Source organism: Vibrio atlanticus (genome assembly GCF_024347315.1).
Classification (GTDB): domain Bacteria; phylum Pseudomonadota; class Gammaproteobacteria; order Enterobacterales; family Vibrionaceae; genus Vibrio; species Vibrio atlanticus.
In genome coordinates, this window is sequence record NZ_AP025461.1 from 721,100 (window position 1) to 745,521 (window position 24,422).

Here is a 24,422-nt window from a genome sequence, read left to right on the forward strand (position 1 = left end):
GCAATATTCAAAGTTTAGATTTGGTATATACCATTTAAAGAGTGCTGTAGTATGAGCAACCAAACTTATTTGAATATTGAAAACGTTGTAAAGCAATTTGGCCAATTTACAGCGTTAAAAGACATATCCTTATCGATCGAAAAAGGTGAGTTCGTCTGTTTCCTTGGCCCGTCTGGCTGCGGTAAAACGACACTACTACGTGCGATTGCAGGACTGGATTTACCGACCTCGGGCTCAATTGAGCAGAACGGTAATGATACGACCTTCTTGCCACCAGAAAAGCGCGACTTTGGCATCGTGTTCCAATCTTACGCTTTGTTTCCAAATCTCACTGTGGAAGAAAACATTGCGATTGGTCTAAAAAACCAAGGCATGTCGACCAAAGAAGCCCTTGAGACGGTTGAGTCTTGGTTAGAGACTATCGGCTTACCAACGTCTGGTCAGAAATTCCCAAATCAACTATCTGGTGGACAGCAGCAGCGTGTTGCTCTGGCTCGCGCGTTAGCGTTGTCTCCAGGCTTGTTGCTACTCGATGAGCCTCTTTCTGCGTTGGATGCGAAGGTAAGAACACATTTGCGTGACGAGATCTGCCAACTGCAACGCAAGCTAGGTATCACCACTATTATGGTGACTCATGATCAAGATGAAGCCTTAACCATGGCCGATCGCATTGTGGTAATGAATCACGGTGTTATCGAGCAAGTGGGCGCTCCACAAGAGATCTACCAAAAACCCGTCAGTCGTTTCGTGGCTGAGTTTGTCGGCAGTATGAACTTTATTCAAGCTTCTGTTGCAGCTCAAGGCAAGATGCGCATTGCTGAGTCAATGCTGCCGTTACCTGGCTTAGATAATCTCACGCCAAATCTGGGTGATGTTTTCGATATTGCCGTTCGTCCAGAGCAAATTCAGTTTGTTGATCGTTTTAGTGAATCCTTGCCAGTGAGAATCGTATCAAGCGAATTCTTAGGGGCGTTTTATCGTGTTGAGTGTCAATTGCAACATGACTCAACGGCGAAAGAGATCATCGTCGATGTATCAGTCAAAGAGTTCAACCGATTGAAGCTGCGTCGCAGTGATATTCGTTATGTGGCGTTTGACCAAGAAGGCCTGAGAGCTTACCCATCGAAAAGCCTGCAAGTGATGAAAGACGAGGCGGCGTAAATAATCATGGAATCGACTCAAATGATGCAATCTAAGCTGCTAATTCAACGACGAGTAACGCCTTTTCTTGCTCGGTTAAGTAAAGACAACGTAATCCTATTCGGGCTTCTGGCTTTTTTGTCAGTGGTCATGACGCTATTCATTCTGATGCCTCTGTGGGCAATGTTGAAAAAGAGTGTTCAGAACGCAGACGGTGAATTTGTAGGATTACAGAATTTCGCAACGTATTTTGCTTCGCAGAGCCTCTGGCAGTCGGTAGGTAACACGTTTACGCTTGGGCTGTTAGTAACGGTTGTCGTGGGTGTATTAGCGTTTGGTTATGCCTATGCGTTGACTCGTTCATGTATGCCTTTCAAGGGGCTTTTTCAGGTGTTGGGTTCAGCGCCGATTCTAGCTCCATCGTTGCTTCCTGCGATCAGTTTGATCTTCTTATTTGGCAACCAAGGTATCGCCAAAGAAGTGTTAGGGGGAAATTCGGTATACGGTTTGATTGGTATATCACTCGGCTTAATATTCTGGACTTTTCCACACGCCTTGATGATTCTGACCACCTCGTTAAGAACCTCTGATGCTCGTCTGTATGAGGCGGCACGTGCACTCAATACTTCATCTTTAAAAACCTTTTTCATGGTGACGCTACCTGCGGCAAAGTATGGTTTGATCAGCACGCTGATCGTTGTATTTACGCTGGTGGTTTGTGACTTTGGTGTGCCAAAGGTGATTGGTGGCAGTTATAACGTTCTATCGACTGACATCTTTAAACAAGTGGTAGGGCAACAGAATTTCTCTATGGGTGCAGTAACCAGTATTTTATTGCTATTGCCGGCACTGCTTGCGTTTACAGTGGATCGCTGGGTTCAAAAGAAACAGAAGAGCTTGTTTGATACTCGATCCGTCGCGTACCAACCTGAACCAAACACTCTACGTGACGGCGTGTGTTTGCTCTATTGCACCATCATCTCTGCTGCTGTTGTTATCGTGCTAGGCATGGCGATATACGGTTCTATGGTCACGTTCTGGCCTTGGAACAAAGCACTCACCTTGAATAACTATACCTTCGCAGAAATGAGTACTTATGGTTGGACGCCGTTCTTCAACTCTCTAACGCTGGGCGCATGGACTGCTATTATCGGTACCGTGTTGATTTTCCTTGGTGCATATTGCATTGAGAAAGGCAGAGCATTTGGCCCTGTTCGTCAAGCAATGCAAATGCTCAGCGTTGTGCCGATGGCGGTTCCGGGTATGGTGTTGGGTTTGGGGTACATCTTCTACTTCAACGATTTGAGCAACCCACTTAACTTCTTGTATGGCACGATGGCGTTCTTGGTGATTAACACCGTGGTTCACTATTACACGGTAGGGCACATGACGGCATTAACCGCATTAAAACAGCTGCCTGAGGAGATAGAAGCGACGGCGGCTTCGGTTAACCTACCGCAATACAAGCTGTTCTTTAAGGTGACGGTGCCGGTTTGTTTGCCTGCGATTTTAGATATTGCGACATACCTGTTTATTAATGCACTTACCACGACATCTGCGGTAGTATTCTTGTATTCTACCGATACGATACCTGCGTCAGTTTCAGTACTGAATATGGATGATGCGGGACAAACGGGTGCAGCTGCTGCCATGGCGGTGATGATCATGATATCGGCAGCGAGCGCGAAGTTGATTCATATGTTAATCAACAAGTTATTCGAGAAGCGCACCCAAGCTTGGCGTAAACGCTAGCGAACCATTTTATATTGCAGTTGGCCAAGGAGTGGCTGACGACAAGAACAAGAATAGAAGGAAATGAAGTGCAGTACGTAAAAATCAAAGATGTCGTCGTAGAGCAGATAGAGTCGGGGATGTTAACACCACGACAGAAGCTGCCTGCGGAGCGAAAACTGGCTGAATCGTTTGATACAACACGAGTTACGTTACGTGAAGCCTTGTCTTCACTTGAAGCGGAAGGGCGTATTTATCGAGAAGACCGACGTGGTTGGTTTATCTCTCCTGCGCCACTGCGCTACGATCCAACACAAACGCTGAACTTCACGAATATGGCTTTGTCGCAGAATCGTAAGCCAAAAACAGAGTTGGTGGCGGCGAAAGGCATGTTAGCAACCAAGGAAGCAACTAGGCTTCTTGAGCTGCAACCTTTTTCGGATGTTTATCGAGTAGACAGAGTTCGTTATCTTGAAGACAGACCCGTTGTGTATGTGACCAACTACATTCGACCTGAGCTGTTCCCTAATTTGCTTGATTATGACTTGTCTAAATCGTTGACGGACATCTACCGTGAGCACTTTGGCGTGGTGTATCAGAAGATCCGTTACCGAGTGAGCACAACGTCTTTGCTTGGCGAAACCGCGCAAGCCCTGCGTGCGACTTCTGGTTCTCCGGCTATGGTGGTTGAGCGTGTTAATTACAATCAAGACGGTGATTTGATTGATTGCGATATTGAATATTGGCGTCATGACGCGATCAGCATTGAGTCGATCGCACAGCTAGAGCGCTAATCGTACGTTATAACGTTGGCATACCTGCAATTATGCAGGATTGCCCAATTGAAACGCTCAAAGGTCTCTTATTCGGAGGCCTTTTTTATCACCTGTTGTCAGCCGTTGTGCTAATTCATCAATAATTTAGGAATGAAATGGAATTCTCTGCCATTGTCATCGTGATCATTTCGGCTCTGCTTCATGCGGGTTGGAATGTTCTAGGTAAATCTAATCAAGGATCGGGTTCGTCTTTCTTCCTAGCCTCTGGCTTTGCCGCTGCAGCGATATTGACGCCATATTTGATTTGGTATGTTCACAGTGTTGGGCTATCAAATATCTCACTTCCATTCTGGCAACTGGTCTTCTTAAGTGGGATCTGCCAAATCGTCTATTTGATTGGGTTAGGCGCGGCCTATAAACAGGCTGATATCGGTGTGATTTACCCAATGGCACGAGCACTGCCTGTGTTGATGGTGGGTTTAGGCACGGTGTTGATCGGCTATGAATTGTCAGTGAATCAATGGATTGGGTTCACTTTAATAACCTTAGGCTGCATGTTTGTACCACTAAAGCAGTTTTCAGATCTTAGGTTAAAAGCGTATCTCAACCTCGGCGTGTTGTGGGCGTTAATCGCCGCTATTGGTACCACGGGCTATTCCATCATTGATAAAGAGGCGCTTCTATTATTAGAGCCTCTAAGCACACCCACCGTTACTAACAAACACACTGCGATTTTCTACCTAGGCATTCAGTTTTGGGCGATTGTGATTCCGCTGAGTGTTTGGTTATTCGTAACCAACCAAAGAATCGAATTTCATAATGCTTGGATACTGCGAAAGAAAGCCACTGTGGCCGGCATCATGATGGCTTCGACTTATGGTTTGGTGTTGTTTGCGATGACCATGACTGAGAACGTCAGCTTGGTTGTTGCTCTTAGGCAAGTAAGTATCATCTTCGGCGTAGTGATGGGGATCTACTTTTTAAAGGAAAAGTGGCACGTTACACGTGGTGTAGGCGTCGTTTTTATCATTGCAGGTTTAGTTATCTCACTGATTTAAAAGAATTTTAAAACTCCCTTCCTACTTAAAATGTGACTTCTTGGTCACATTGTCCTTATTGATAGCAAACGTTTTACTAATGTTAAAGATGTGATCCTTCTCATAGACAAGTCTGTAAAGTTACCGGTAACATCCACTCTAACGTTACCGGTAACATATAATTACAAACCGGACTCTGTGAAACTCATAAGGATACCCAAATGAAAGCTCTGACTAAAACGCTGATTGCTGCTTCCCTCACTGGCCTATTTGCTACATCAGCAATGGCTGCAGACTTTAAACTTAAGATTCAATCTTCAGACCCATCTGGTGACTTGAACTTCAAAGTTCAGCAGAAGTGGGCTGAGCGCGTAGAGACGATGTCTAACGGACGTATTGATATCGATCTTCTGCCTGTAGGCGCTGTGGTTAAGCACACAGAAACGCTAGGCGCGATCAAAATGGGCATCCTAGATGGTCACATCACAGCAACAGGTTACTTCTCTGGTAAAGATCCAGCATTTGGTCTTATCGGTAACATGGTTGGCGCATGGTCAGACACAACACAACTGCTTCAGTACATGAACTACGGTGGTGGTAATGAGCTAATGACCGAACTGTACAAGCCTTACGGTGTTCAATTTGTTGGTGCTTCTACGACGGGTGTTGAATCTTTCATTTCTAAAAAGCCAATCGATGGTGTTGCGGATCTTAAAGGCCTGAAATTACGTGCGCCTGAAGGCCTAGTTCAACAAGTATTTGCAGCCGCGGGTGCAACTCCAGTAAACCTGCCGGGTTCTGAAGTATTTACTGGCCTAAGCAAAGGCGTAATTGATGCCGCGGACTACACGGTATTCTCTACCAACCAAAAAGCGGGCATGAACGATATCGCTACTCACCCAGTTCAACCGGGTTTCCACTCATTGCCGCTTATCGATATCTCTATTTCTCAGAAGAAATGGGACAAGATGCCAGCTGATCTACAAACAATGCTGCAAACATCAGTGCGTGACTTCTCTTACGACATGACGACTCAGCTGAAAATGGCTGACCAAGCTGCGCTTAAAGAAGCTCAAGCGAACCCTGAAATTACTATCCACGACTGGTCTCAAGAAGAGCGTAAGAAGTTCCGTGAAATCGCGAAAGGCCAATGGAAAGTATTTGCAGAGCGTTCTGATAACGCAGGAAAAGTTTACACTTCAGTAACAGTGTTCCTAGAAGAAAACGGCTTACTGTAATTTAAACTTAGCTAACTGACGGGGGAGGGCATTGCTCTCCCGTATTCTCCCAGGAAATTTGGCTCATGACCGATAAAATCCCCCACGCCCCAGCTGAAAACGACGAGCAACCAAGAAATGCGCTTGATCGTTTTGTTATAAAGTTCAGTAATCTCGTTAGCTGGTTGTTTATTTTTACTGTATTGATTTCATTTTATGAAGTTGTGATGCGTTACGCATTCGATGCCCCGACCACATGGGTACATGAAACAGCTTCTTTCATCGGTGGTTCTTTATTCATTATTGGTGGTATCTACGCGTTTGCTGCGAATAAGCATGTACGTGTGGTTCTTATCTACGATTCAGTGTCTAACCAAGCACGCAAATATCTTAATCTTGTTCACCACATTGTTGGTTTGGCCTTTGCTGGCATGCTGGCTTACGCGGCTTACTTCACTGCGGAAGAAGCGTGGTTTGCACCATGGGGTGAATTCCGCCTTGAAACATCAGGTTCAGTGTTAAACGCGCCTTATCCTGCGTTGCTGAAAGGCCTGATTTTTGTCGTTTTGTGTGTTCTTGTTGTCCAGTTTGTATTGCACCTAATCCAAGAGTTGATGGGTCTAAGGAAGAATGACGATGTTTGATTTATCTTCTATTGGTATCGCATGGGGCAGTTTGCTCATGCTGGTTATGATGATTGGTTTGCTACTGACCGGTATGCAGCTAGCGTTCGTAACAGGCTTTGTCGCGATTTTCTTCACTCTGTGTTGGTTTGGTCCTGATGCCTTACCTTTGATCGCAAGCCGTACCTACAGCTTTGCTTCTGGTTATGTTTTCCTTGCCGTTCCCATGTTCGTATTGATGGCCGCTTTACTAGACCGTTCGGGTATCGCGCGTGATCTGTTTGATGCAATGAAATCTGTCGGCCGTAAGGTTCGTGGCGGTGTTGCGGTACAAACCTTATTGGTAGCTGTGTTACTGGCTTCGATGTCAGGTGTTATCGGTGGTGAAACGGTACTACTGGGTATTCTTGCTCTGCCTCAAATGCTTCGTTTAGGTTACGACCGTAAGCTTGCTATCGGTACAACCTGTGCGGGTGGCGCACTTGGTACCATGCTTCCGCCAAGTATCGTACTGATCATCTACGGTATGACAGCCAGCGTATCGATCGGCGACTTGTTCAAAGCTTCTTTCCTACCTGCGTTTATTCTTGCGGGCTGTTACATCGGCTACGTATTGATTCGCTGTAAGCTCAACCCTTCTCTTGCGCCAATTCCAAGTGATGACGAGACAGAAGAAGACATCGCCAATCAGCCAAGCTACTTCAAAGCTCTGTTCTTCCCATTGCTTTCTGTCGCAACGGTTTTGGGCAGTATCTACACAGGTATCGCATCAGTAACAGAAGCGTCTGCTTTGGGTGTAGTTGGCATCATGATCAGTGCACTAATCCGTGGTGAGCTGAACTACAACATGCTGAAAGAGAGTGCCATCGCAACCATGCGTACTTGCGGCATGATCATGTGGATTGGTATCGGTGCAAGCGCATTGGTTGGTATCTACAACCTGATGGGCGGCATTGATTTTGTTGAAGAAACCATCCTTGCGCTCAGTGGCGGTAACGCGACAGTAACGCTATTAATCATGATGGCTATTTTGTTGGTACTAGGCATGTTCCTTGACTGGGTAGGTGTAGCACTTCTAACAATGCCAATCTTCGTTCCAATCATCACTGGCCTTGGTTTTGACCCAGTATGGTTCGGCGTTGTGTTCTGCCTAAACATGCAGGTGTCGTTCTTGTCACCGCCGTTTGGTCCTGCGGCATTCTACTTGAAATCAGTAGCACCAAAAGACATCAGCTTAGGTGAGATTTTCTCTTCATTACTGCCGTTTATTGCACTTCAAGTATTGGTTCTGGCATTGGTTATTATCTTCCCTCAGCTCGCGCTTTGGTGGCAATAACAGCAAAGGTTCCTGAGTGAGTATAACGTTCAGGAACCTATCAACAGCAACACAAGTTTAACTATTAGATTCGATTGTCAGCCCCTGTTTTGGTTGGGGCTTAGGGAAGGCTTGCCTTATGAAAAGCAAAAAAATACTAGTGATGGGCGTATCTGGATGCGGAAAAAGCCTGATTGGTAGCCGTATCGCGCAGGCTTTAGAATTTCAATTCTTTGATGGCGATGACTTCCATCCACAAAGCAATGTAGAAAAAATGCGTCAAGGTATTCCGCTGACTGACGAAGATCGTCAAGGATGGCTAGAAACACTGAATAAGCAATATATCGAACAACCAAGTGCTGTGATCGCATGCTCTGCATTGAAACCTCAATACCGCGAGATTCTGCGCGAGAACAATGAAGACTTAGTGATTATATACCTTCAGGGCAGTTTCGATACGATTTGGAATCGCCATAAAGCTCGCGAAAACCATTACTTTAATGGTCAAGAAATGTTGAAAAGCCAATTCGCAACCTTGGTTGAGCCTGAGCTAGGTGAAGCGTTATTTGTCGATATATCGCAAGATGTTGAGCAAGTCGTAGAAAGTGCACTCAAACAAATTAAGCAGATAGGCTAAATCATGACTCAGATAAAAAACGATATCGCGATGATTGGTTTAGGAGTGATGGGTAAAAGCCTTGCACTCAACCTACTTGATAATGGATTCAACGTAGCAGGTTTTGATTTGAACGCCGACAACATTGATCGCGCCAGTTCAGAAGCCAAGCTGCTGAATGAATCGTTTACTGGTAAAGGTCAGTTCACACAAGGGACTAGCCTTGAACATGTGCTGCAAGGGCTCGCGAAGCCGCGTGTAATCGCTTTGTCGGTTCCTGCTGGAAAACCTGTCGATATCGTCGTCAATAGCTTGCTTGATGCTGGCTTAGAAAAGGATGACATTGTTATCGATACAGGCAACAGCCTTTGGACAGATACCGAAGCACGCGAAGTGAGCTACAAAGGCAAGCTTCGTTTCTTTAGCACCGCTGTTTCTGGTGGAGAAGAAGGGGCTCGTGTTGGCCCTGCGCTCATGGCAAGTGGTGACCAGTCGGCTTGGCAATATGTGAAGCCGATGTGGGACGCGATTGCAGCGAAAGTGGATGCTAATGGACTACCGGTTGCTCAGTTTGAAGCGGGTGAAGCGTGCGCGGCGTATGTTGGTCCTTCGGGTGCAGGGCACTATGTAAAAATGGTGCACAATGGCATTGAGTACGCTGACATGCAGCTTATCTGCGAAGTGTACCAGTTCATGCGTGACGTTCTTGGAATGCCAGCTCAAGAGATTGGCCAAATCTTTGGGCAGTGGAATCAAGGTGTTCTCAACAGTTACCTGATGGAAATCAGCGCCGATATTCTTCAACAAGAAGATGTTGTAACGGGCAAGCCGTTCGTTGAGGTTGTGCTTGATAAAGCAGGGCAGAAAGGTACGGGTTTGTGGACGGCAGTTAACAGCCTGCAAGAAGGTTGTCCTACACCAACCATTGCTCAAGCGGTTTATGCACGTGCGATGAGCGGTCAAAAATCACAACGTATTCAAGGTAGTCAGCTTCTAAAAGGCCGTATTGCTGATGTCAGCCAGTTGGATAAAGCCGAGGTTATTTCTGAGCTTCACGATGCCCTATATTGCGCCAAACTGTCTGTTTACGCGCAAGGCTTTGATTTGCTGAAAACAGCGTCAGACAAAGAGGGATGGAATCTCGATTTCACTCAAATTGCTAAGATTTGGCGAGCGGGTTGTATTATTCGTGCCGCTTTCTTGCAAGGTATTACATCGGCTTATCAACAAAATGCTGAGCTGGCGAACCTGTTGTTTGATGAGGCTTTCATCAAACAAGTGGAAGAGCGTGAGCTTGCTTGGCGCATCGCGGTAGCGAACTCAGCTTTGTATGGTGTGCCGATGCCGGGAATCAGCTCTGCTCTGAGTTACTTCGACTCATTACGTTGTGAGGTGTTGCCTGCAAATCTGCTGCAAGCGCAACGTGACTATTTTGGTTCTCATACTTATTCGCGAGTCGATAGAGATGAAGCTGAAAATTTTCACGTGACTTGGAGTCAGTCTCCAAGAACTGAAGTAAAAGTGAACGCTTAAACAATCAATAACGCCCTCAACAAGAGGGCGTTATTTTTATTCGTTTTAAACCAAAACAAACATGTCGAACAATGTTGAATAAATCTATTAACTACTGACGCCACCATAACGTATGACCATCATCTCAACATGACTATCATAGGTTGCGCACCTTTGGTTGTGGGGATAATAGATTCCCTTGATTACTTCATGGCTGTTTTAGAAAAGTTTTCCCCAAATTGAAAAGATGTTTAATGATTTCGATTATTCCAATAATACTGGAATAGAAATGCGCTCAATTCCTTCGCGTTATGGTTATGACGGGACTGTTTTATCTCAAAAGGTCATTCCTTTTCCGAACTTGTTTACTGGCGCACATTACTTCCCCTCAATTTATGAATACTTACCCGTAGAGTCTTTGAAAGCGGCAAGTGCTGTAGTTCAAGAGAATATCAAAATAATATATAGTAAATTTGCAAATTGTAGTGAGGTTGTAATGAATGTAATGCTATTTAGTAACGGTAAGTTACCAGGTGACACATCACTTTTAGAGTATGGTAAAGAGTGGATTCGTCCAATGATGGAAAAGACTCAGCCTAAAAAAATGTTGTTTATTCCATTCGCAATGATTCGAGGGCAATACTCAGATCGCACGCAGCAATTACAGCAAGTGTTCGATGAATATGATTGCGAAGTGGTGAGTATTCATGAAGCCGAAGACCCAGTGCAAGCCTTGAAAGAGGTTGATGGTATCATCATTAGTGGCGGTAATACGTGGGTACTTAACCGTATGCTTCACGACCTAGGCTTGGTAACACCGATGCGTGATGCTGTGATCAAGAAAGGTAAGCTGTTTATTGGTTGGAGTGCGGGAACAAATGTCGCAACCCCAACGATCCGTACTACCAATGATATGCCAATTGTCAGTGCTGCTATCTTGCCTGCGCTTAATTTTGTGCCATTTCAGATTAACCCTCACTATATAGAAGCATCCATTGCTGGGCATATGGGCGAAACACGTGATGAACGTATTGAAGAGTTTTTGTGCATGAACCCAAGTGAAGTCGTTGTTGGTATCCCTGAAGGGACGATGCTGCAAGTGTGTGAAGGAAAATTAACGTACCACAGCGCGACAGGCAAGCCAATGAAGCTCTTTAAGCATGGTCAACTTGCTGAAACGTTCACGGCGGACAGCGATCTTGCATTCTTGATGGATATCGGTTGCTAGATAACGAATAGAGACAGGCTACTGCCTTTACTAGGGGTAGGCTATGTAAGCAACTGCAATGGGTTAAACGAAACCCCAATGTTGATCATCCAAGGTTGGGGTTTTTAATGCGTAATATACACATCAGGTGTAAGTTGAGAACTTATTGAACATCGTCTTCGAAAATAAGTATTGTTAGTTTTATTGGTGACAAAGCAACGTGTGTGTTTATGATCTGATATCAAGTTTTAGGTGTTTAGTTCTTCTAAAGTAGTCGAAATTCGTTACTATGTTACCAGTAACATTAATCGTAACCATGATGCTGTCAGTATGCTAAGTAAGAAAAAACGTCCCACATTACAAGATGTTGCCAACCTAGTTGGTGTCACTAAAATGACCGTCAGTCGCTGTCTAAGAGACTCTTCACAGGTATCAGAAGCACTGCGAGATAAGATCAGCGCTGCAGTCGACGAGTTAGGTTACATCCCTAATCGTGCTCCAGACATTCTTTCTAACGCAAAAAGCAATGCTATCGGTGTTCTTGTTCCCTCGTTAACTAACCAAGTTTTCGCCGAAGTTATCCGTGGCATTGAACAAGTTACCGCGCCTGCGGGCTACCAAACCATGATTGCCCACTATGGCTATAGCGCAGAACTGGAAGAGCAGAGCATCGCTTCGCTGCTTTCTTACAACGTTGACGCGATTATCCTTTCAGAAAATGTGCACACTGATAGAGCGCGTAAAATGCTGCAGACCGTTTCTATCCCTGTGATTGAAATTATGGATTCGGTGTCTCCCCGTATTGAACAAGCAGTGGGCTTTGATAACTTTGAAGCGGCTAGAGCGATGACCAAAACCATGATCGATCGAGGGCGTACCAATATCGCTTATTTGGCTGCTCGAATGGATGAACGTACTCGCTTGAAAATGGCGGGATATGAGCATGCGATGCAAGAAGCCGACAAAACGCCAGTAACGCTGCAAACGGAAGACGCGTCTTCGTTTACTTTAGGCGCAAAACTGATTAGTGAGTTACTTGATAAGCATCCTGAAGTGAATGGTATTTTCTGTACTAACGATGATTTGGCCATTGGTGCTTTTTACGAATGCGTACGACGTGGTATTCAAGTACCCGAGAAGATGGCGATTGCGGGTTTTCACGGACACGACATCACAGTGGCGATGACGCCTCGTTTAGCGACTGTCGTAACACCTAGGGAGCAGATCGGTAAAGTCGCTGCACAGCAAGTTGTAGCGCGTTTACAAGGCAATAAAGAATGGGTCGCGAAGCTGGATCTCGGTTACGAGATTGAAGTGGGTGAGAGTATCTAATTTTACACTTCGGCTTTGAGCTTCATCGGATTCAAACTAAAACGCCCTTAACGAGACGAACTTCGCTAAGGACGTTTTTTATTTATCTGGCAAAAGATGTATGTGGTAACAGACTTAACCCACTAAAGCTTGAGCATCTTGTTGCTTCAACACTTTGTGGCCGTCTTCAGTGACGCCACGCTTCCAATAACTGCTGATGTAGATGTTCTCTTTCGCGACTTCTTTTTCGTTTCGGAAGTATTGTCTCAGCTCGCGCATGCTTTCAAATTCACACGCTGTCCAAATTGAAACCTGACCGTCTAACCATTCTAAATTGCGAACCGTTTGTGAAAGTGTTTCTTCAGTTTCATCTTCAATTAACCAAGTGACTTTTATACCTTGAGGTGCTTTAAGCGTTTGTTTATCTGCTGCTGAATTGATCTGGATGACGGCGTGCCCTACGGCGTGTTCTGGAAGCGTTTTTACTTTTGCAGAGAGTGCAGGTAGGGATGTCATGTCTGCAACTAAGAAGAACCAGTCTGACTCTAGGTTAAGTCCTTGAATTAAACCTGGGCCAGCCACTGAAACTGTGTCGCCCACTTTCGCGTTCATTGCCCACCTTGCTGCAAAACCACACTGCAAATCTGTAGTGATGTGGCGAACGAAATCAACCTCAATCCAGTTTTCTACAGGGTTGTACTGACGAATGGTGTATGTGCGCATGGTTGGGCGCTCACCATCATTCAGTTGGCTTAAATCAGTGGTGCCGAGTGGCGAGAATAAAAGCTTGATGTAGCCGCCGGCACATTCGGTTGGATACTTACTTAATCCTTCACCGCTAAGCGTTATACGCTGCATGTTCGGTGTAATGGTTGAGGTTTGAGTAACAGTTAATGTGATAGGGCTAGGCTTGCTCATATAAGGCTCTCTTAGATTTTGATTTCAACATCATAATCCTGAACTAAAAAACACTCAATACTAGGGCGTGTTGATCTTTGCTGTACATTTTGTGTTCAACAATACATCGGTAGCCACATTAACATGAATGCCAGCGATAACATGCTGGCATAATTCCTTTCTAGCTTGTCATATCTACTTGAAATAGCTCGATAATGCTTAATTCTCCCAAAGGCATTTTCGACCAAGTGACGATACTTGTATAGACACCAATCCATACTGTCTTTGTCTATATCTTGTCCGTAATTGCGTTTAGCAATTACCGTTTCTCCGCCACGTTCCTTAACAAAAGTACGGAAAGGTTCGCTGTCATATCCTTTATCACAAACGATAGTATTAACTTCATCGAGTTGTTCAACTAAGCTTTCGGCATGCACTATATCGTGGCGTTGTCCTTCTGATAAATCAAAGCAAATCGGCAGACCACCACTATCTACGGCTAAGTGAATTTTGGTTGAGTTGCCCCCGCGACTTTTTCCTATTTGCTCTGAGCTTTCAGTAGCTGCACCTGTACTATGCTGATGCGCTCGAACTATAGAGCCATCAAGAAAGACCCATTCAAAATCAGCCATGCTAGATAAGCTTTTGAAAAGTTTATCTAAAATCCCTTTCTTTGACCAAAGATTAAATCGTCTGTAAACGGTACTCCACTCTCCGAACTCAGAGGGTAGATCTCGCCAAGGAATACCTGTTCTCATTCGATAAAGTATTCCTTCAAATGTCATTCGATGTTCAGTTTTATCGTAAATACGACCTGTACTTTTCATAACTTGGAGTAGCAGTTCCCAGCGAATATCAGTTAGCATTGTTCTTGGCATGGTATTGGTTATGGTTTTACTTTTGGCGAAGCAAATTATAACTCTTTACCATGCTGTTCAAAAAACACTCACGAAAGATCAACACGCCCTAATAGTTATCATTTACTTTGATTTACACAGCGCAACGTAACTTGAATCACCTATCTATCTACCCTGGCATCCATACCGACAAAAAAAGCCCTTTTAGAAAGCTAAAGGGCTTGAAGTGTTAGATCTATTTAACGTGAGCAGAATTAGCTGTTTGCTTGCTCTAGTTCAATCGTCTCATCTGCGGCTTTCGCTGCGTCTAGCATCTTACGAATAATGAACGATGCTGCCATTGCGATACCCACCATTACAACCGCTAGAACAGTCAGCATTTGGAAGTAATCACCGTAAACCGTTTGAACGATCTCTTGTGTGATCTCTTGGCCTTTCTCAAGCGCAATAGACGTTGAGAATACGGCACCAACAATGCCTGACATTGCGATTGCTACAGAGAATAAGCTTACTGAGAAGTTCTCGATGTGCTTAGGTGCAACAGACAGAATGAAGGCTACAACCATAGAACCAACAATAACTTCACCAAATGCCAGGAAGAAGTGGATTGCTAAGAACACTTCAGGGCGAATCAGAATATCCTCACCTACGGTCGTTACTGCCATCGTTAAGATACCGAAAGCGATCGCCGTCAAAATGAAAGAGAAACCTACTTTGGTTGCGGTAGAGAAGTGAATGTTTTTCTTTTCTAGCTTAGAGAAGATACCCGTAATAATAGGGCCTGCAACCATACACCAAAGTGGGTTCATTGCCATTGAAGCTTCCGGGGCTACAGGGATGAAGCCAAGTAGATCGCCACGCATTGTGTTGATCGCTACCATTGTCATCGACGTCATCATTTGGCCGTAGTACACGAAGAAGCATGTCGTCAGGAATGTGATGATTAAGATAGTACCCATTTTCAGCATGTCTGATTTCTTCGATTTCATCATCAAAGAAACAAAGTAGATGATCGCTGCACCACCAATTGCGTACACAATGTTCTGGCCGATATCCATGTTAGAGAACATGAAAAATACCAAGCCGATCATTGCCGCAGAAAGACCAAGGAACGCAGCCCAGTTTTTCGTGCTAACTGGTTTTTGGTCGATTTCAGCACTTGCTTCAACAAGGCCTTTGCGAACAAAGAGCATCATCAGAAGTGCAGCACCGGCTAGAACACCTGAGAGAAGGAAGCCACCGTGGAAACCGACAACTAGCACTAGCATTGGGAACAGGTATTGACCTAATAGAGCACCAATATTGTTTACTGAGTAGTTGATTGGGTAGCAATTTTCGAAATCTTCTTGAGTTTTGAACGTGCGTTTGTAAAGACTTGGGTAAGAAGGGGACATCAAACCACGCGCATAACTCGCTAAAGCAATACCACATAAAGCCATTGGAACATTAGTCGCTGCGGCACCGAGTACCAGTAGACCATAACCACTTGCGAATCCGAGAAAGGCAATGGTCAATGATCGGTATGCGCCTAAAAATTTGTCGGCGATGAAACCGCCTGCGATAGCAAATAGCGGTCCGATTGCAGAGAAAGCACCAACAACCATCATGGTGTCGGCTTCGTTGTAGTTCAGATCTTCAAGGAAGAAGCGAGTCAAGATCACCATGACGCCATAGAACGAAAGTCCGAACATCATTTGGCAGAACATCATTGATTTGTTTAATCTATTCCACATTATTTTATTCTCACATTTGTGTTGATATGTAGTGTAATTACCCAATTATAATATCATTAATAGCAATACATAAAATGAAACATTTGCTGTGTTCGTTACTTTGCTCTCTATATCTTTTCTTATCGGGCGATTCATTTTTCTCATGCATTAAATGTGCAATATTAGATTTTGCTAGTGGATGGTTATGTAAATGTCGGTCAGATTTATTTGTTGCTAATTCGCGAGCCAAGAACGGAAAGTTACAGGTGGTAATCTTGTAAAATATTCAAGTGAGTATCACTTTCAATTAGCTGTTGGATTTTAGCCAATAAAAAAGCCAGCTTGGTGGCTGGCTATGTTTGGGTATCGAAAACGACGTTTACGAGAATGCCGTCTCTACAGCGGCTTTCTCGACTCGTGTTTTATACCAATCGTAGTAAATAGCTGGTCATCCTAGCTTGTTAAAACGCTCAATAACTGCGTTAGAAATTTTGATTGTAGAATAACTACTTATCGAAACTTCTTATCGAGAAGAGCCGCCTTGTTCTTGAGCCTTTTTCCTGCGCTATTTATGATCACTTACTTACTGTGATTGGTATTCGCGGTTATTCACAAGGAGGAGCCATGTGGATCACGGCCAAGCCACCTAAGGACGTTTCACGGTACTTTTTGTTCATGTCTTTTCCTGTTTGGTACATGGTTGCGATAACCTTGTCTAACGAGATAAGACACTTGCTGGTACGTTTCAGCGCCATACGTGATGCGTTGATGGCTTTCATTGCGCCCATTGCATTGCGCTCGATACATGGCACCTGAACAAGCCCGCCGATTGGATCGCACGTCATGCCCAGTGAGTGTTCCATTGCGATTTCAGCGGCAATACAGATTTGCTCGTTGCTACCACCACGTAGGGCCGTTAGGCCAGCAGCAGCCATTGATGAAGATACGCCAACTTCACCCTGACAACCTACCTCTGCACCAGAAATCGAAGCGTTGGTTTTATATAAGATGCCGATAGCGCCAGAGACTGCCAAGAAGTCTTTCAGCTGTTTGGTGTCTAGCTCTTTAATGAAACGATGGTAGTACATTAATACCGCAGGAATCACGCCAGCTGCACCATTGGTTGGAGATGTTACCACTTGGCCACCCGCTGCGTTTTCTTCACTCACAGCAAAGGCAAATAGGTTAATCCAATCCATGATCTCCATTGGATCGTTTTCAATCGAAGCATTGGCCTCAAGCTTTTTCAAAAGAGCAGGGGCTCGACGCGTCACTTCTAGACCGCCATCAAGGATGCCTTCGGTGTCGAAGCCTCGCTGCATGCACAGAGACATCACCTTCCAGATTTGGTCGGCTTTCTGGTCAATCACATCCATACCTTGGAAAGACACTTCATTACGCAGGATTAAGCCTCCAAGGCTAAGTCCTTGTTGCTCGGCCAATTCAAGTAGTTGGTCAGCAGAAGTAAAAGGGAACTCAACTTGCGTTTCTGTTTCCTGCTTGCCATTTTGTAGCTCATCAGCGGTTGCAATAAAGCCGCCACCGATTGAGTAGTATGTTTCCATCTCTAAAAGACGACCGCTAGCGTCAAAGGCAGAGATGGTCATGCCATTTTCATGCAGAGGAAGGTTAGTTTTATGGAACAGTAAGTCGCTTTCTACGTCGAAGTGAATTTCATGGTTACCGCTTACCAGTAGAGACTTATCTTCAATCGCTTTACGCATTGCTTGGTTAGCACTGGTAATTTTAATGGTGTCGGGGCGGTTACCGAGTAAACCTAATAAGGTTGCTCTGTCTGTATGGTGACCAATCCCCGTCAATGATAATGACCCGTATAAGTCGATTTGAATGCGATCCACTTGTTTAAGTTGAGCATCAATTTTTTGGGTAAAGTTAAACCCAGCGATCATTGGTCCATTTGTGTGGGAGCTGGACGGCCCAACTCCAATTTTGTAGATATCAAAAATAGACAGCATAGTAACTTCCTGTGAAGACGGTTCGATGGACGAACTCTGTGTAAAATTTGTATTTCGCTAGTTCCACTTCTTTGAGTGAACCTGTTCTTTGGGTGAAGCAGTTCTTTGGCTGAAACAGTTATTCGACTGAGCTGGCTCTTTGCTTGAAAGGTCTCTTTTATTGAAACTCGTGTTAACAAGCATAGGGCGATGAAATACAAGAGCGTGCTATGTTTGCTTTAAAGCGACACGTCTATTCTTGTATGACCCGAGATGTTGCTATCAATAGTGAGCATTATTGAGAGCAACATGTAAGAATTTCAAAATACTTTTGTTAATAAGTATTGTATACATAATTCACTCCATCTAATCACTAAAACGAGACTTGAACATAAAATGAGCATTATTCACCTCCTTATTGTGCTAGGTAAGCGACTTAATGAGAATAAATTGACTAATGAAGGAATCAGTCGAGTTGATGCTTTAGTTGAATATCTGTCGGGGCCTTTGGCTGAAGAGTCGAACCAGCAAACGGCTGTGGCGTTCTGTGGTGGGGTGACACAAGGCCAAACCGTTTCTGAAGCCGATATGATGCACGAGTATTTTCGAGAGCTTGAAAATCAACGTGAGTATCCGTTTCTCATAGGGGCGGTTTTACTTGAGCAGCATTCGACAAATACGGTTGAGAACATTCAAAACTTGGCCTCAGAGATGATTGAAAGTGGGCTGTTTACACGCGGGCAGAGTGTGAAGGTGACGTTCGTTTCTAATGACTACCACTTACAACGTATCTTCGAGATTCAATCACTGATGGACGAGCAAGGTTTGCTTAAGGTTTTGGTCGAGAAGTGCTCTGCACTTGGGGTGGAACTACAAATAGATCCTCAGCGAGAGGCTCATGTCGCAGTGCCATACCCTCATCAAACAGAGCAAGGGCAATTGTTTCTGTTAATGGATGCCCTGACGACCTACCGAGTCTATCTTGAAGGTGTCTCTGTGGGTGCATTTAAGAGGGATTTGGATTCAGTAAGACGAGAGCCAGAAAGGTTGTCTTTGGAAGCCTTGTTAGCGGCAAAGGAGTTAGTTGGGCGTTCATCTCATTTTGATATCGTAGAAAGCTTGCTTCCAGTGTTGGAGACCTGCATCCAAAATACCCCAGTCGGAATCGACATAGAAAAAGTTAAGGAGTACCTAGCATTGCTCGATACTAACCTGACTTTATTGAATCGTTATTTAGATCCAGAATCAGATCACACACATCGCTGGTGGAGATAGCGAAAACACCAATATTAGTAATACAGCTAGGTAGCCAAAAGGTGCTTTGTGTATGAAGGTGATGTGTGTACAAAGTTGATGTGTATAGTAAGGTAAACCGACCGCTCGATAGCGAACAGTTTACCTAATGTCATGTCATTTGACAGGGTGGCATTAGTGAAGGGTCAACGTCGTGTATAGGTGTGACGTCAACAGTTCACGATGTCGCAGCTTAGCTTTCTTCTTTTTGCTCATGGTTGTTGCGGTAGTATTCCCACTGTTCGATACGTTCACCGTCATCAAATACACAATAAGTAGTGCGTTGATTGTTTTCAGTTACGGTGTCTAATTCACCATCTTGTTGAACACAATAAACCGCAGCTGGGTTAGCCACTGAAACACGTTGGCCTTCGCTATATTCTGCATAGTCGTTTGCACAACCGCCCAACACAACGGCAAATACAGCCATCAAACCAATTTTCTTCATGTTTATCTCCTACGTGATAACTCTATAATCGAATGCGTTAAGTTCTACAGAACCAGATTAGAAGCTCTATGAAACTAGTATATTTTAGATTTCAGAAAAGGTTGTTCTAATTTGGTCAAGATATTGAAATAGGTTGATATTTCGCTATTTTTACTGCTTTTTGAGTGTTTGATCATACTGGCATAGTTGGTGCTCTAACAGGAACGGCCTCCCTCAATAAGGTGCTACTTGATGGTTATTTCTACTAGATAGCAGTGGGGGAACAGCGATCAAAAGCAGAGGTTATGTGTTCTTTCAGGGGACGGAGAACGTCGAATCTATTGATGATTATGATATGATGCCGCCAAATTCAGTAGAGCAGTCAGAATCATGAGACACCTTAAAACCACTATTCACCCTGATATCGTTCACCTAGACAATAAGACGGTATATAAGCGCAATGCTGCACGTGCGATTGTGTTAGATGGCGAAGACATTTTGATGCTTTATACAGAGCGTTATCACGACTACACCATTCCTGGTGGTGGTTTGGATGACGGTGAGGATGTGATCGCAGGTATGGTCCGTGAGCTTGAAGAAGAAACGGGTGCGAAGAACATTCACAGTATTAAACCGTTCGGTATTTTTGAAGAGTTTCGTCCTTGGTATAAAGATGACACGGATATAATGCACATGATTTCTTACTGCTACTCATGCAAGATTGATCGTGAGCTTGGCGAAACAGCTTACGAAGACTACGAAGTGAAAAATGGGATGAGACCTGTGTGGATGAACATTCATGAGGCCATTGCTCATAATGAGAAGACGATGGCCGAGAGTCCTAAAAAGGGCATGAGCATAGAGCGGGAAACGTTTCTGCTGCATTTGGTAGCGAAGGAAATGCTGTAGCTTTCCTCAATATAATTTTGTTCAATTATCAATTTGCCGCCACTTTTGGCGGCAAATTTGTTTCTTGCCGTTCTAAGATAGAGTAACCATGACCAGTAGATAATGGTCATCAACTTAGTTTTTTGATGTATCTTTATCTTAGCGATGACACCTTGAGCTTGATTGCTTATTCCGTCGTGAATCGCCAAAGCGCTGTGAGCCTACCCTAAACAAAGAAGACTATGAATAAAAGACAGTTTGTTGCCCACTATTTGCGCATGAATCGCACCTCGTACTTACTGGCGATTGTGTTCATTTTTCTCGTTAACTGGTTACAGGTAGAGATCCCTCGTTATATCCAACTTGCCATCGATCTTATTGAGGATGCTTCAACAATGGGCCATCAGCAGCTTCAAACCTATGTTTGGATCGTGGTCGGTATGTCGGTTGCCATGGTGGTGGTGAGAATTCTGTCTCGTATCTATGCGCTTAATCCGGGGCGAATTACAGAAGCAGCGCTCAAAAGTACACTTCTACAAAAGCTGAATCGCTTACCAAGCAGCTTTCATGAACGTTTTGCTTCAGGTCGATTGATCTCAATTATCAATAACGACCTTAGTGGTATCCGACTGCTGTTTGGTGTCGGCTTCTTGCAGTTCTTCAATGCGTTGCTTGCGTTGTCGCTGACGCCTCTCTACATGTGGCGCATATCGCCAGAACTCACACTGTATTCGATTATTCCTATCTCAATCGCTTTTGTGATTTTCCGTGTGGGCTTCAAGCGTATGAAAACACTGCATTTAGAGCACATGAAACGTCTACAAAACTTGTCTGCTCAGCTAATGAGTTACCTGTCTGGGATTGATTTGATTAAGAGCCAGCAGATGTCACCTTGGGTGAAAACCGAAACTGAAAAGCTGAACCAGTTATTGCTTGAGTGCCGCCTTAAAATCACACGTATTCAAGTCTTCTTTATGCCGGTACTCGACTACGCCAATGACCTGATGAAAATCATCATTCTTGGGCTTGGTGGCTACATGTTAATGAGACAAGAGCTAACCCTCGGTGAAATTACTGCTTTCCTAACTTACTCGGTTTTACTGGCTATGCCATTGATGCAGCTTGGCAGAATCGCGACCATTTATCAGCGTGGCATGGTAGGTATTCAAAGTGTACAAACCATTCTTAATGCAAAAATTCCAGATCTTGATGAAGATAAGCTCACTGAGTTAGATGTTGAATCTCTGAAGGGAAAAACGTTTTCTATTCGCAATCTCAGCTTCAGCTATTCAGGTGAAGAACGTCTGATTCTCGATGACATCAGCTTTGACATTCCAGCAGGTAACAAAGTGGGTGTGCTAGGCGGAATTGGAGCGGGTAAAACGACATTAGTGAATTGCTTGAACCATCACTTGGATGTACCAGAAGGTTCGGTTTTTCTTGGCGAAAGAGATGTCACAAGCTTCTCGCGCAGTGATTTGCGCCGTTACGTGAAAACCGTGACGCAAGACCCTTACCTGTTTTCTGCAACCGTCGAAGACAATATCCGCTTTGGTAGCTTAGATATTGACTTGGCAAAGAGTCAGGTTGATGAAGTGCTGGATCTCAGTCAGTTGGCCAGTGACGTGACGCGTTTTGAACACGGCGATCAAACCTTAGTCGGTGAGAAAGGGATCATGCTGTCAGGTGGTCAGAAACAGCGCTTGAGCATTGCTCGATCTTTATTGCAACCCACCGACCTGATCATCATGGATAACGTTCTATCGGCTGTCGACTATGAAACAGAACGTAAGATTTTAGAGGGCTTGTTTACGCGCTTGGAAAATCAATCGGTACTTGTGGTTTCACACCGTATAAATGCCCTTGAATATATGGATGAAATTATCGTGTTGAACGAAGGTAAGGTGATTGCGAAGGGCGACCATGCGACGTTATTGAAAACGTGCGATTACTATTACGATACATGGCAGTTACAGCAGAATGAAACGGAGGCAGCAGCATGTTAAAAGGTGTTGATCTCAAGTACCTCAAGCACTTTTTTAAGTTTGCTAAGAAATACAAACGCTCTGCGATTCTGGGCATGGCGATGCTTCCGCTCTCTGTCATTACAAGCCTATTGTTTCCTTGGCTGATCATTCAAGTGATCGATGTTCATTTAAGTCATGGTGATATGGATGGATTGCTCGAATATGTCTTCTATCTCGTTGCTGTGCTGGTGGCGAGCTATGTGGTGGATACCACCTATTCGTACAACCTACGTAAAACGGGGCAGTACACGATAACCGATATGCGTTCAGTGTTGTTTGATCGAGTACTTAAACTACCGCGCAGTTATTTTGATAACACACCGATTGGCGTCACGCTTTCACGACTAACTAGCGACTTGGAAACCATCGGCGAGACGTTTGTTCAATCGGTTGTTGGTCTAGTGAAGGACAGTATTAACACCATTGCTCTGTTGGTAATGATGTTCTTCATTGATTGGCAATTAACGATGATTGTTTTGATCATTATGCCGCCGGTGATGTATTTGACGGTGTATGTAAGAAACCGACTTCGTGAACTGTACAAGGTGACTCGTTCTTCGCTCGCTCGTGGTATTGGCTTTTTACAAGAAGTCTTATTTGGTATGAAAACCGTTCAGATGTACCGAGCGGAAGATCAAGTAGAACAGCGCTACCAAGGCTATACCGATGAGTTTTTAAGAGCGCAGAAGAAGATAAATAAATACGATGCGATTTTGTTTTCGTTTATCTCTGGCATCACCTCTATCACCATCGCAATTATGATCTGGTATGGATCTGAACAAGTGATAGAAGGGGCACTCACGTTGGGTGTGCTAATTGCGTTCATCAACACCTTAGAGAAAGTGTTTGTTCCGATCCGTGACTTTACTTCGCAGATTGCTTCGATTCAGAGTTCATTTGCAGCGTTTGACCATATTGAAGAGCTGTTTGTTGAGCCGACTGAAGAAGAAGGGCGCAACCTGCTGTCATCGAGCAAGGTTGAAAAACAGCTCGAACAGTTTGTGAGCCTAGAGTTTAAGAACGTGAGCTTCCGTTACAAAGACGACTCTCCTTATGTTCTAAAGAATGTTTCGTTTGTATTGGAGAAAGGGCATCAAATCGCGCTTGTAGGTTCGACGGGGTCGGGTAAGTCGACGGTTCTGCGTCTGATCTCTAAAACCTACCAAGACTATGAAGGCAGCATTTTGTTGAATGGAATAGAGCTGTCACAGGTTTCAAGTGAAGACTCTGCTCATTTGTTCTCAATGATGATGCAAGATGTGCACTTGTTTGAAGAGACAATCCAATTCAATATCGCGCTGGGCAAAACGCATCTATCTAGAACTGAGGTTGAACAAGCAGCACGCTATGTGTACGCCGATAAGTTTATTGAACAATTGCCACAAAGCTATGACTTCCATTTAGAAAAGAACGGATCCAACCTATCTGTGGGGCAAACGCAGCTTATTTCGTTCGCTAGAGCGGTTGCACAAGGTGGACAACTGATGATGCTTGATGAAGCAACTAGCTCGGTGGATTCAATCACCGAAGACCTGATTCAAAAAGCAATGCAGCGTCTGTTTAAGGAAAAAACCGTGATTGCGATTGCACACCGTTTGAGTACCGTTCGTCACTCAGACACCATTCTTGTGTTGGAAAAGGGTGAAATTGTTGAACAAGGTAACCATCGACAGCTGATAGCACACAATGGAATTTATGCAGGATTGTTGGAAGAGTCGGTGGTTGGAGGAATCGATTGTAGAAAGAGTCGATTGTAGAAATGAGTGACTATCGAGTTATAAATAACTATTAACTAATACGAATAAGCCAAACTTGTCGACTTCCTAGCTTGTATGACTATTACAAGATACAGTTAGCCTAAAGATGAAATATATAAGGAAT

General features: G+C 44.3%; 20 protein-coding genes and 1 pseudogene. 16 read left to right on the forward strand and 5 right to left on the reverse strand.

Annotated elements, in window-relative coordinates:
- The first annotated feature begins 51 nt into the window (after positions 1–51).
- The 12 genes and pseudogenes from OCV30_RS18915 to gntR all read left to right on the forward strand — a co-directional run bounded on the left by OCV30_RS18915 (position 52) and on the right by gntR (position 12,506).
- Positions 52–1,161 carry a putative 2-aminoethylphosphonate ABC transporter ATP-binding protein gene (locus OCV30_RS18915; protein ID WP_065679303.1) on the forward strand — a complete coding sequence of 370 codons (1,110 nt, stop codon included), beginning with the start codon at positions 52–54 and terminating at the stop codon, positions 1,159–1,161.
- Positions 1,162–1,182: 21 nt separating this feature from the next.
- The gene (locus OCV30_RS18920; protein ID WP_209439697.1) at positions 1,183–2,892 is read left to right on the forward strand and encodes a putative 2-aminoethylphosphonate ABC transporter permease subunit; all 1,710 of its coding nucleotides are present in this window, start codon (positions 1,183–1,185) and stop codon (positions 2,890–2,892) included.
- 68 nt (positions 2,893–2,960) lie between these two features.
- A complete protein-coding gene (gene phnR, locus OCV30_RS18925; protein ID WP_061023284.1) occupies positions 2,961–3,665 on the forward strand; it encodes a phosphonate utilization transcriptional regulator PhnR in 705 nt (234 codons plus the stop codon).
- Positions 3,666–3,802: 137 nt separating this feature from the next.
- A complete protein-coding gene (locus OCV30_RS18930) occupies positions 3,803–4,705 on the forward strand; it encodes an EamA family transporter (RefSeq protein WP_065679301.1) in 903 nt (300 codons plus the stop codon).
- 200 nt (positions 4,706–4,905) lie between these two features.
- Positions 4,906–5,922: a TRAP transporter substrate-binding protein gene (locus OCV30_RS18935; protein ID WP_009845626.1), complete on the forward strand. Its 1,017-nt coding sequence runs from the start codon at positions 4,906–4,908 to the stop codon at positions 5,920–5,922.
- A gap of 65 nt (positions 5,923–5,987) precedes the next feature.
- Positions 5,988–6,545, forward strand: a complete 558-nt coding sequence (locus OCV30_RS18940) for a TRAP transporter small permease subunit (RefSeq protein ID WP_004730132.1) — start codon at positions 5,988–5,990, stop codon at positions 6,543–6,545.
- Entirely contained in the window at positions 6,538–7,860 is a 1,323-nt protein-coding gene (locus OCV30_RS18945; protein ID WP_012600364.1) for a TRAP transporter large permease, read from the forward strand. The genes OCV30_RS18940 and OCV30_RS18945 overlap by 8 nt, the downstream gene beginning before the upstream one ends.
- 118 nt (positions 7,861–7,978) lie before the next feature.
- On the forward strand, positions 7,979–8,476 hold the full coding sequence (locus OCV30_RS18950) for a gluconokinase (RefSeq protein WP_065679300.1): 498 nt from the start codon (positions 7,979–7,981) through the stop codon (positions 8,474–8,476).
- Positions 8,477–8,479: 3 nt separating this feature from the next.
- Positions 8,480–9,988, forward strand: a complete 1,509-nt coding sequence (gndA, locus tag OCV30_RS18955) for an NADP-dependent phosphogluconate dehydrogenase (protein WP_065679299.1) — start codon at positions 8,480–8,482, stop codon at positions 9,986–9,988.
- 244 nt (positions 9,989–10,232) lie between these two features.
- Positions 10,233–10,439, forward strand: a pseudogene (locus OCV30_RS18960) (peptidase T); the annotation flags it as partial.
- A gap of 24 nt (positions 10,440–10,463) precedes the next feature.
- A complete protein-coding gene (pepE, locus tag OCV30_RS18965; protein ID WP_065679313.1) occupies positions 10,464–11,195 on the forward strand; it encodes a dipeptidase PepE in 732 nt (243 codons plus the stop codon).
- Between the two features lie 309 nt (positions 11,196–11,504).
- Positions 11,505–12,506 (forward strand): gluconate operon transcriptional repressor GntR, encoded by a 1,002-nt coding sequence (gene gntR / locus OCV30_RS18970; protein WP_083994608.1) that lies wholly within the window; start codon positions 11,505–11,507, stop codon positions 12,504–12,506.
- Between the two features lie 114 nt (positions 12,507–12,620).
- On the opposite strand, the gene OCV30_RS18975 is transcribed toward gntR, so the two are convergent.
- The 4 genes from OCV30_RS18975 to OCV30_RS18990 form a co-directional block, all read right to left on the reverse strand.
- Complete coding sequence (locus tag OCV30_RS18975; RefSeq protein ID WP_065679298.1) at positions 12,621–13,403, reverse strand: siderophore-interacting protein; 783 nt, start codon at positions 13,401–13,403, stop codon at positions 12,621–12,623.
- Between the two features lie 95 nt (positions 13,404–13,498).
- Entirely contained in the window at positions 13,499–14,260 is a 762-nt protein-coding gene (locus OCV30_RS18980) for an IS5 family transposase (protein WP_102552608.1), read from the reverse strand.
- Positions 14,261–14,493: 233 nt separating this feature from the next.
- Positions 14,494–15,972 carry a peptide MFS transporter gene (locus OCV30_RS18985; RefSeq protein WP_122046249.1) on the reverse strand — a complete coding sequence of 493 codons (1,479 nt, stop codon included), beginning with the start codon at positions 15,970–15,972 and terminating at the stop codon, positions 14,494–14,496.
- Positions 15,973–16,556: 584 nt separating this feature from the next.
- Positions 16,557–17,927 carry an L-serine ammonia-lyase gene (locus OCV30_RS18990; protein WP_065678193.1) on the reverse strand — a complete coding sequence of 457 codons (1,371 nt, stop codon included), beginning with the start codon at positions 17,925–17,927 and terminating at the stop codon, positions 16,557–16,559.
- A 375-nt stretch (positions 17,928–18,302) separates the two neighbouring features.
- On the opposite strand from OCV30_RS18990, the gene OCV30_RS18995 reads away from it, so the two are divergent.
- The gene (locus tag OCV30_RS18995) at positions 18,303–19,181 is read left to right on the forward strand and encodes a YdcF family protein (RefSeq protein ID WP_065678194.1); all 879 of its coding nucleotides are present in this window, start codon (positions 18,303–18,305) and stop codon (positions 19,179–19,181) included.
- 211 nt (positions 19,182–19,392) lie between these two features.
- Here OCV30_RS18995 and OCV30_RS19000 read toward each other — a convergent pair whose 3' ends face one another.
- Complete coding sequence (locus tag OCV30_RS19000; protein WP_009845615.1) at positions 19,393–19,647, reverse strand: putative hemolysin; 255 nt, start codon at positions 19,645–19,647, stop codon at positions 19,393–19,395.
- Between the two features lie 369 nt (positions 19,648–20,016).
- Between OCV30_RS19000 and OCV30_RS19005 the strand changes: the two genes are divergently transcribed.
- The 3 genes from OCV30_RS19005 to OCV30_RS19015 all read left to right on the forward strand — a co-directional run bounded on the left by OCV30_RS19005 (position 20,017) and on the right by OCV30_RS19015 (position 24,298).
- Positions 20,017–20,535, forward strand: coding sequence for an NUDIX hydrolase (locus OCV30_RS19005; RefSeq protein WP_065678195.1), 519 nt, complete (start codon positions 20,017–20,019; stop codon positions 20,533–20,535).
- A 221-nt stretch (positions 20,536–20,756) separates the two neighbouring features.
- Complete coding sequence (locus OCV30_RS19010; protein WP_065678196.1) at positions 20,757–22,520, forward strand: ABC transporter ATP-binding protein; 1,764 nt, start codon at positions 20,757–20,759, stop codon at positions 22,518–22,520.
- Complete coding sequence (locus tag OCV30_RS19015) at positions 22,514–24,298, forward strand: ABC transporter ATP-binding protein (RefSeq protein WP_065678197.1); 1,785 nt, start codon at positions 22,514–22,516, stop codon at positions 24,296–24,298. The genes OCV30_RS19010 and OCV30_RS19015 overlap by 7 nt, the downstream gene beginning before the upstream one ends.
- The last annotated feature ends 124 nt before the right edge of the window (positions 24,299–24,422 follow it).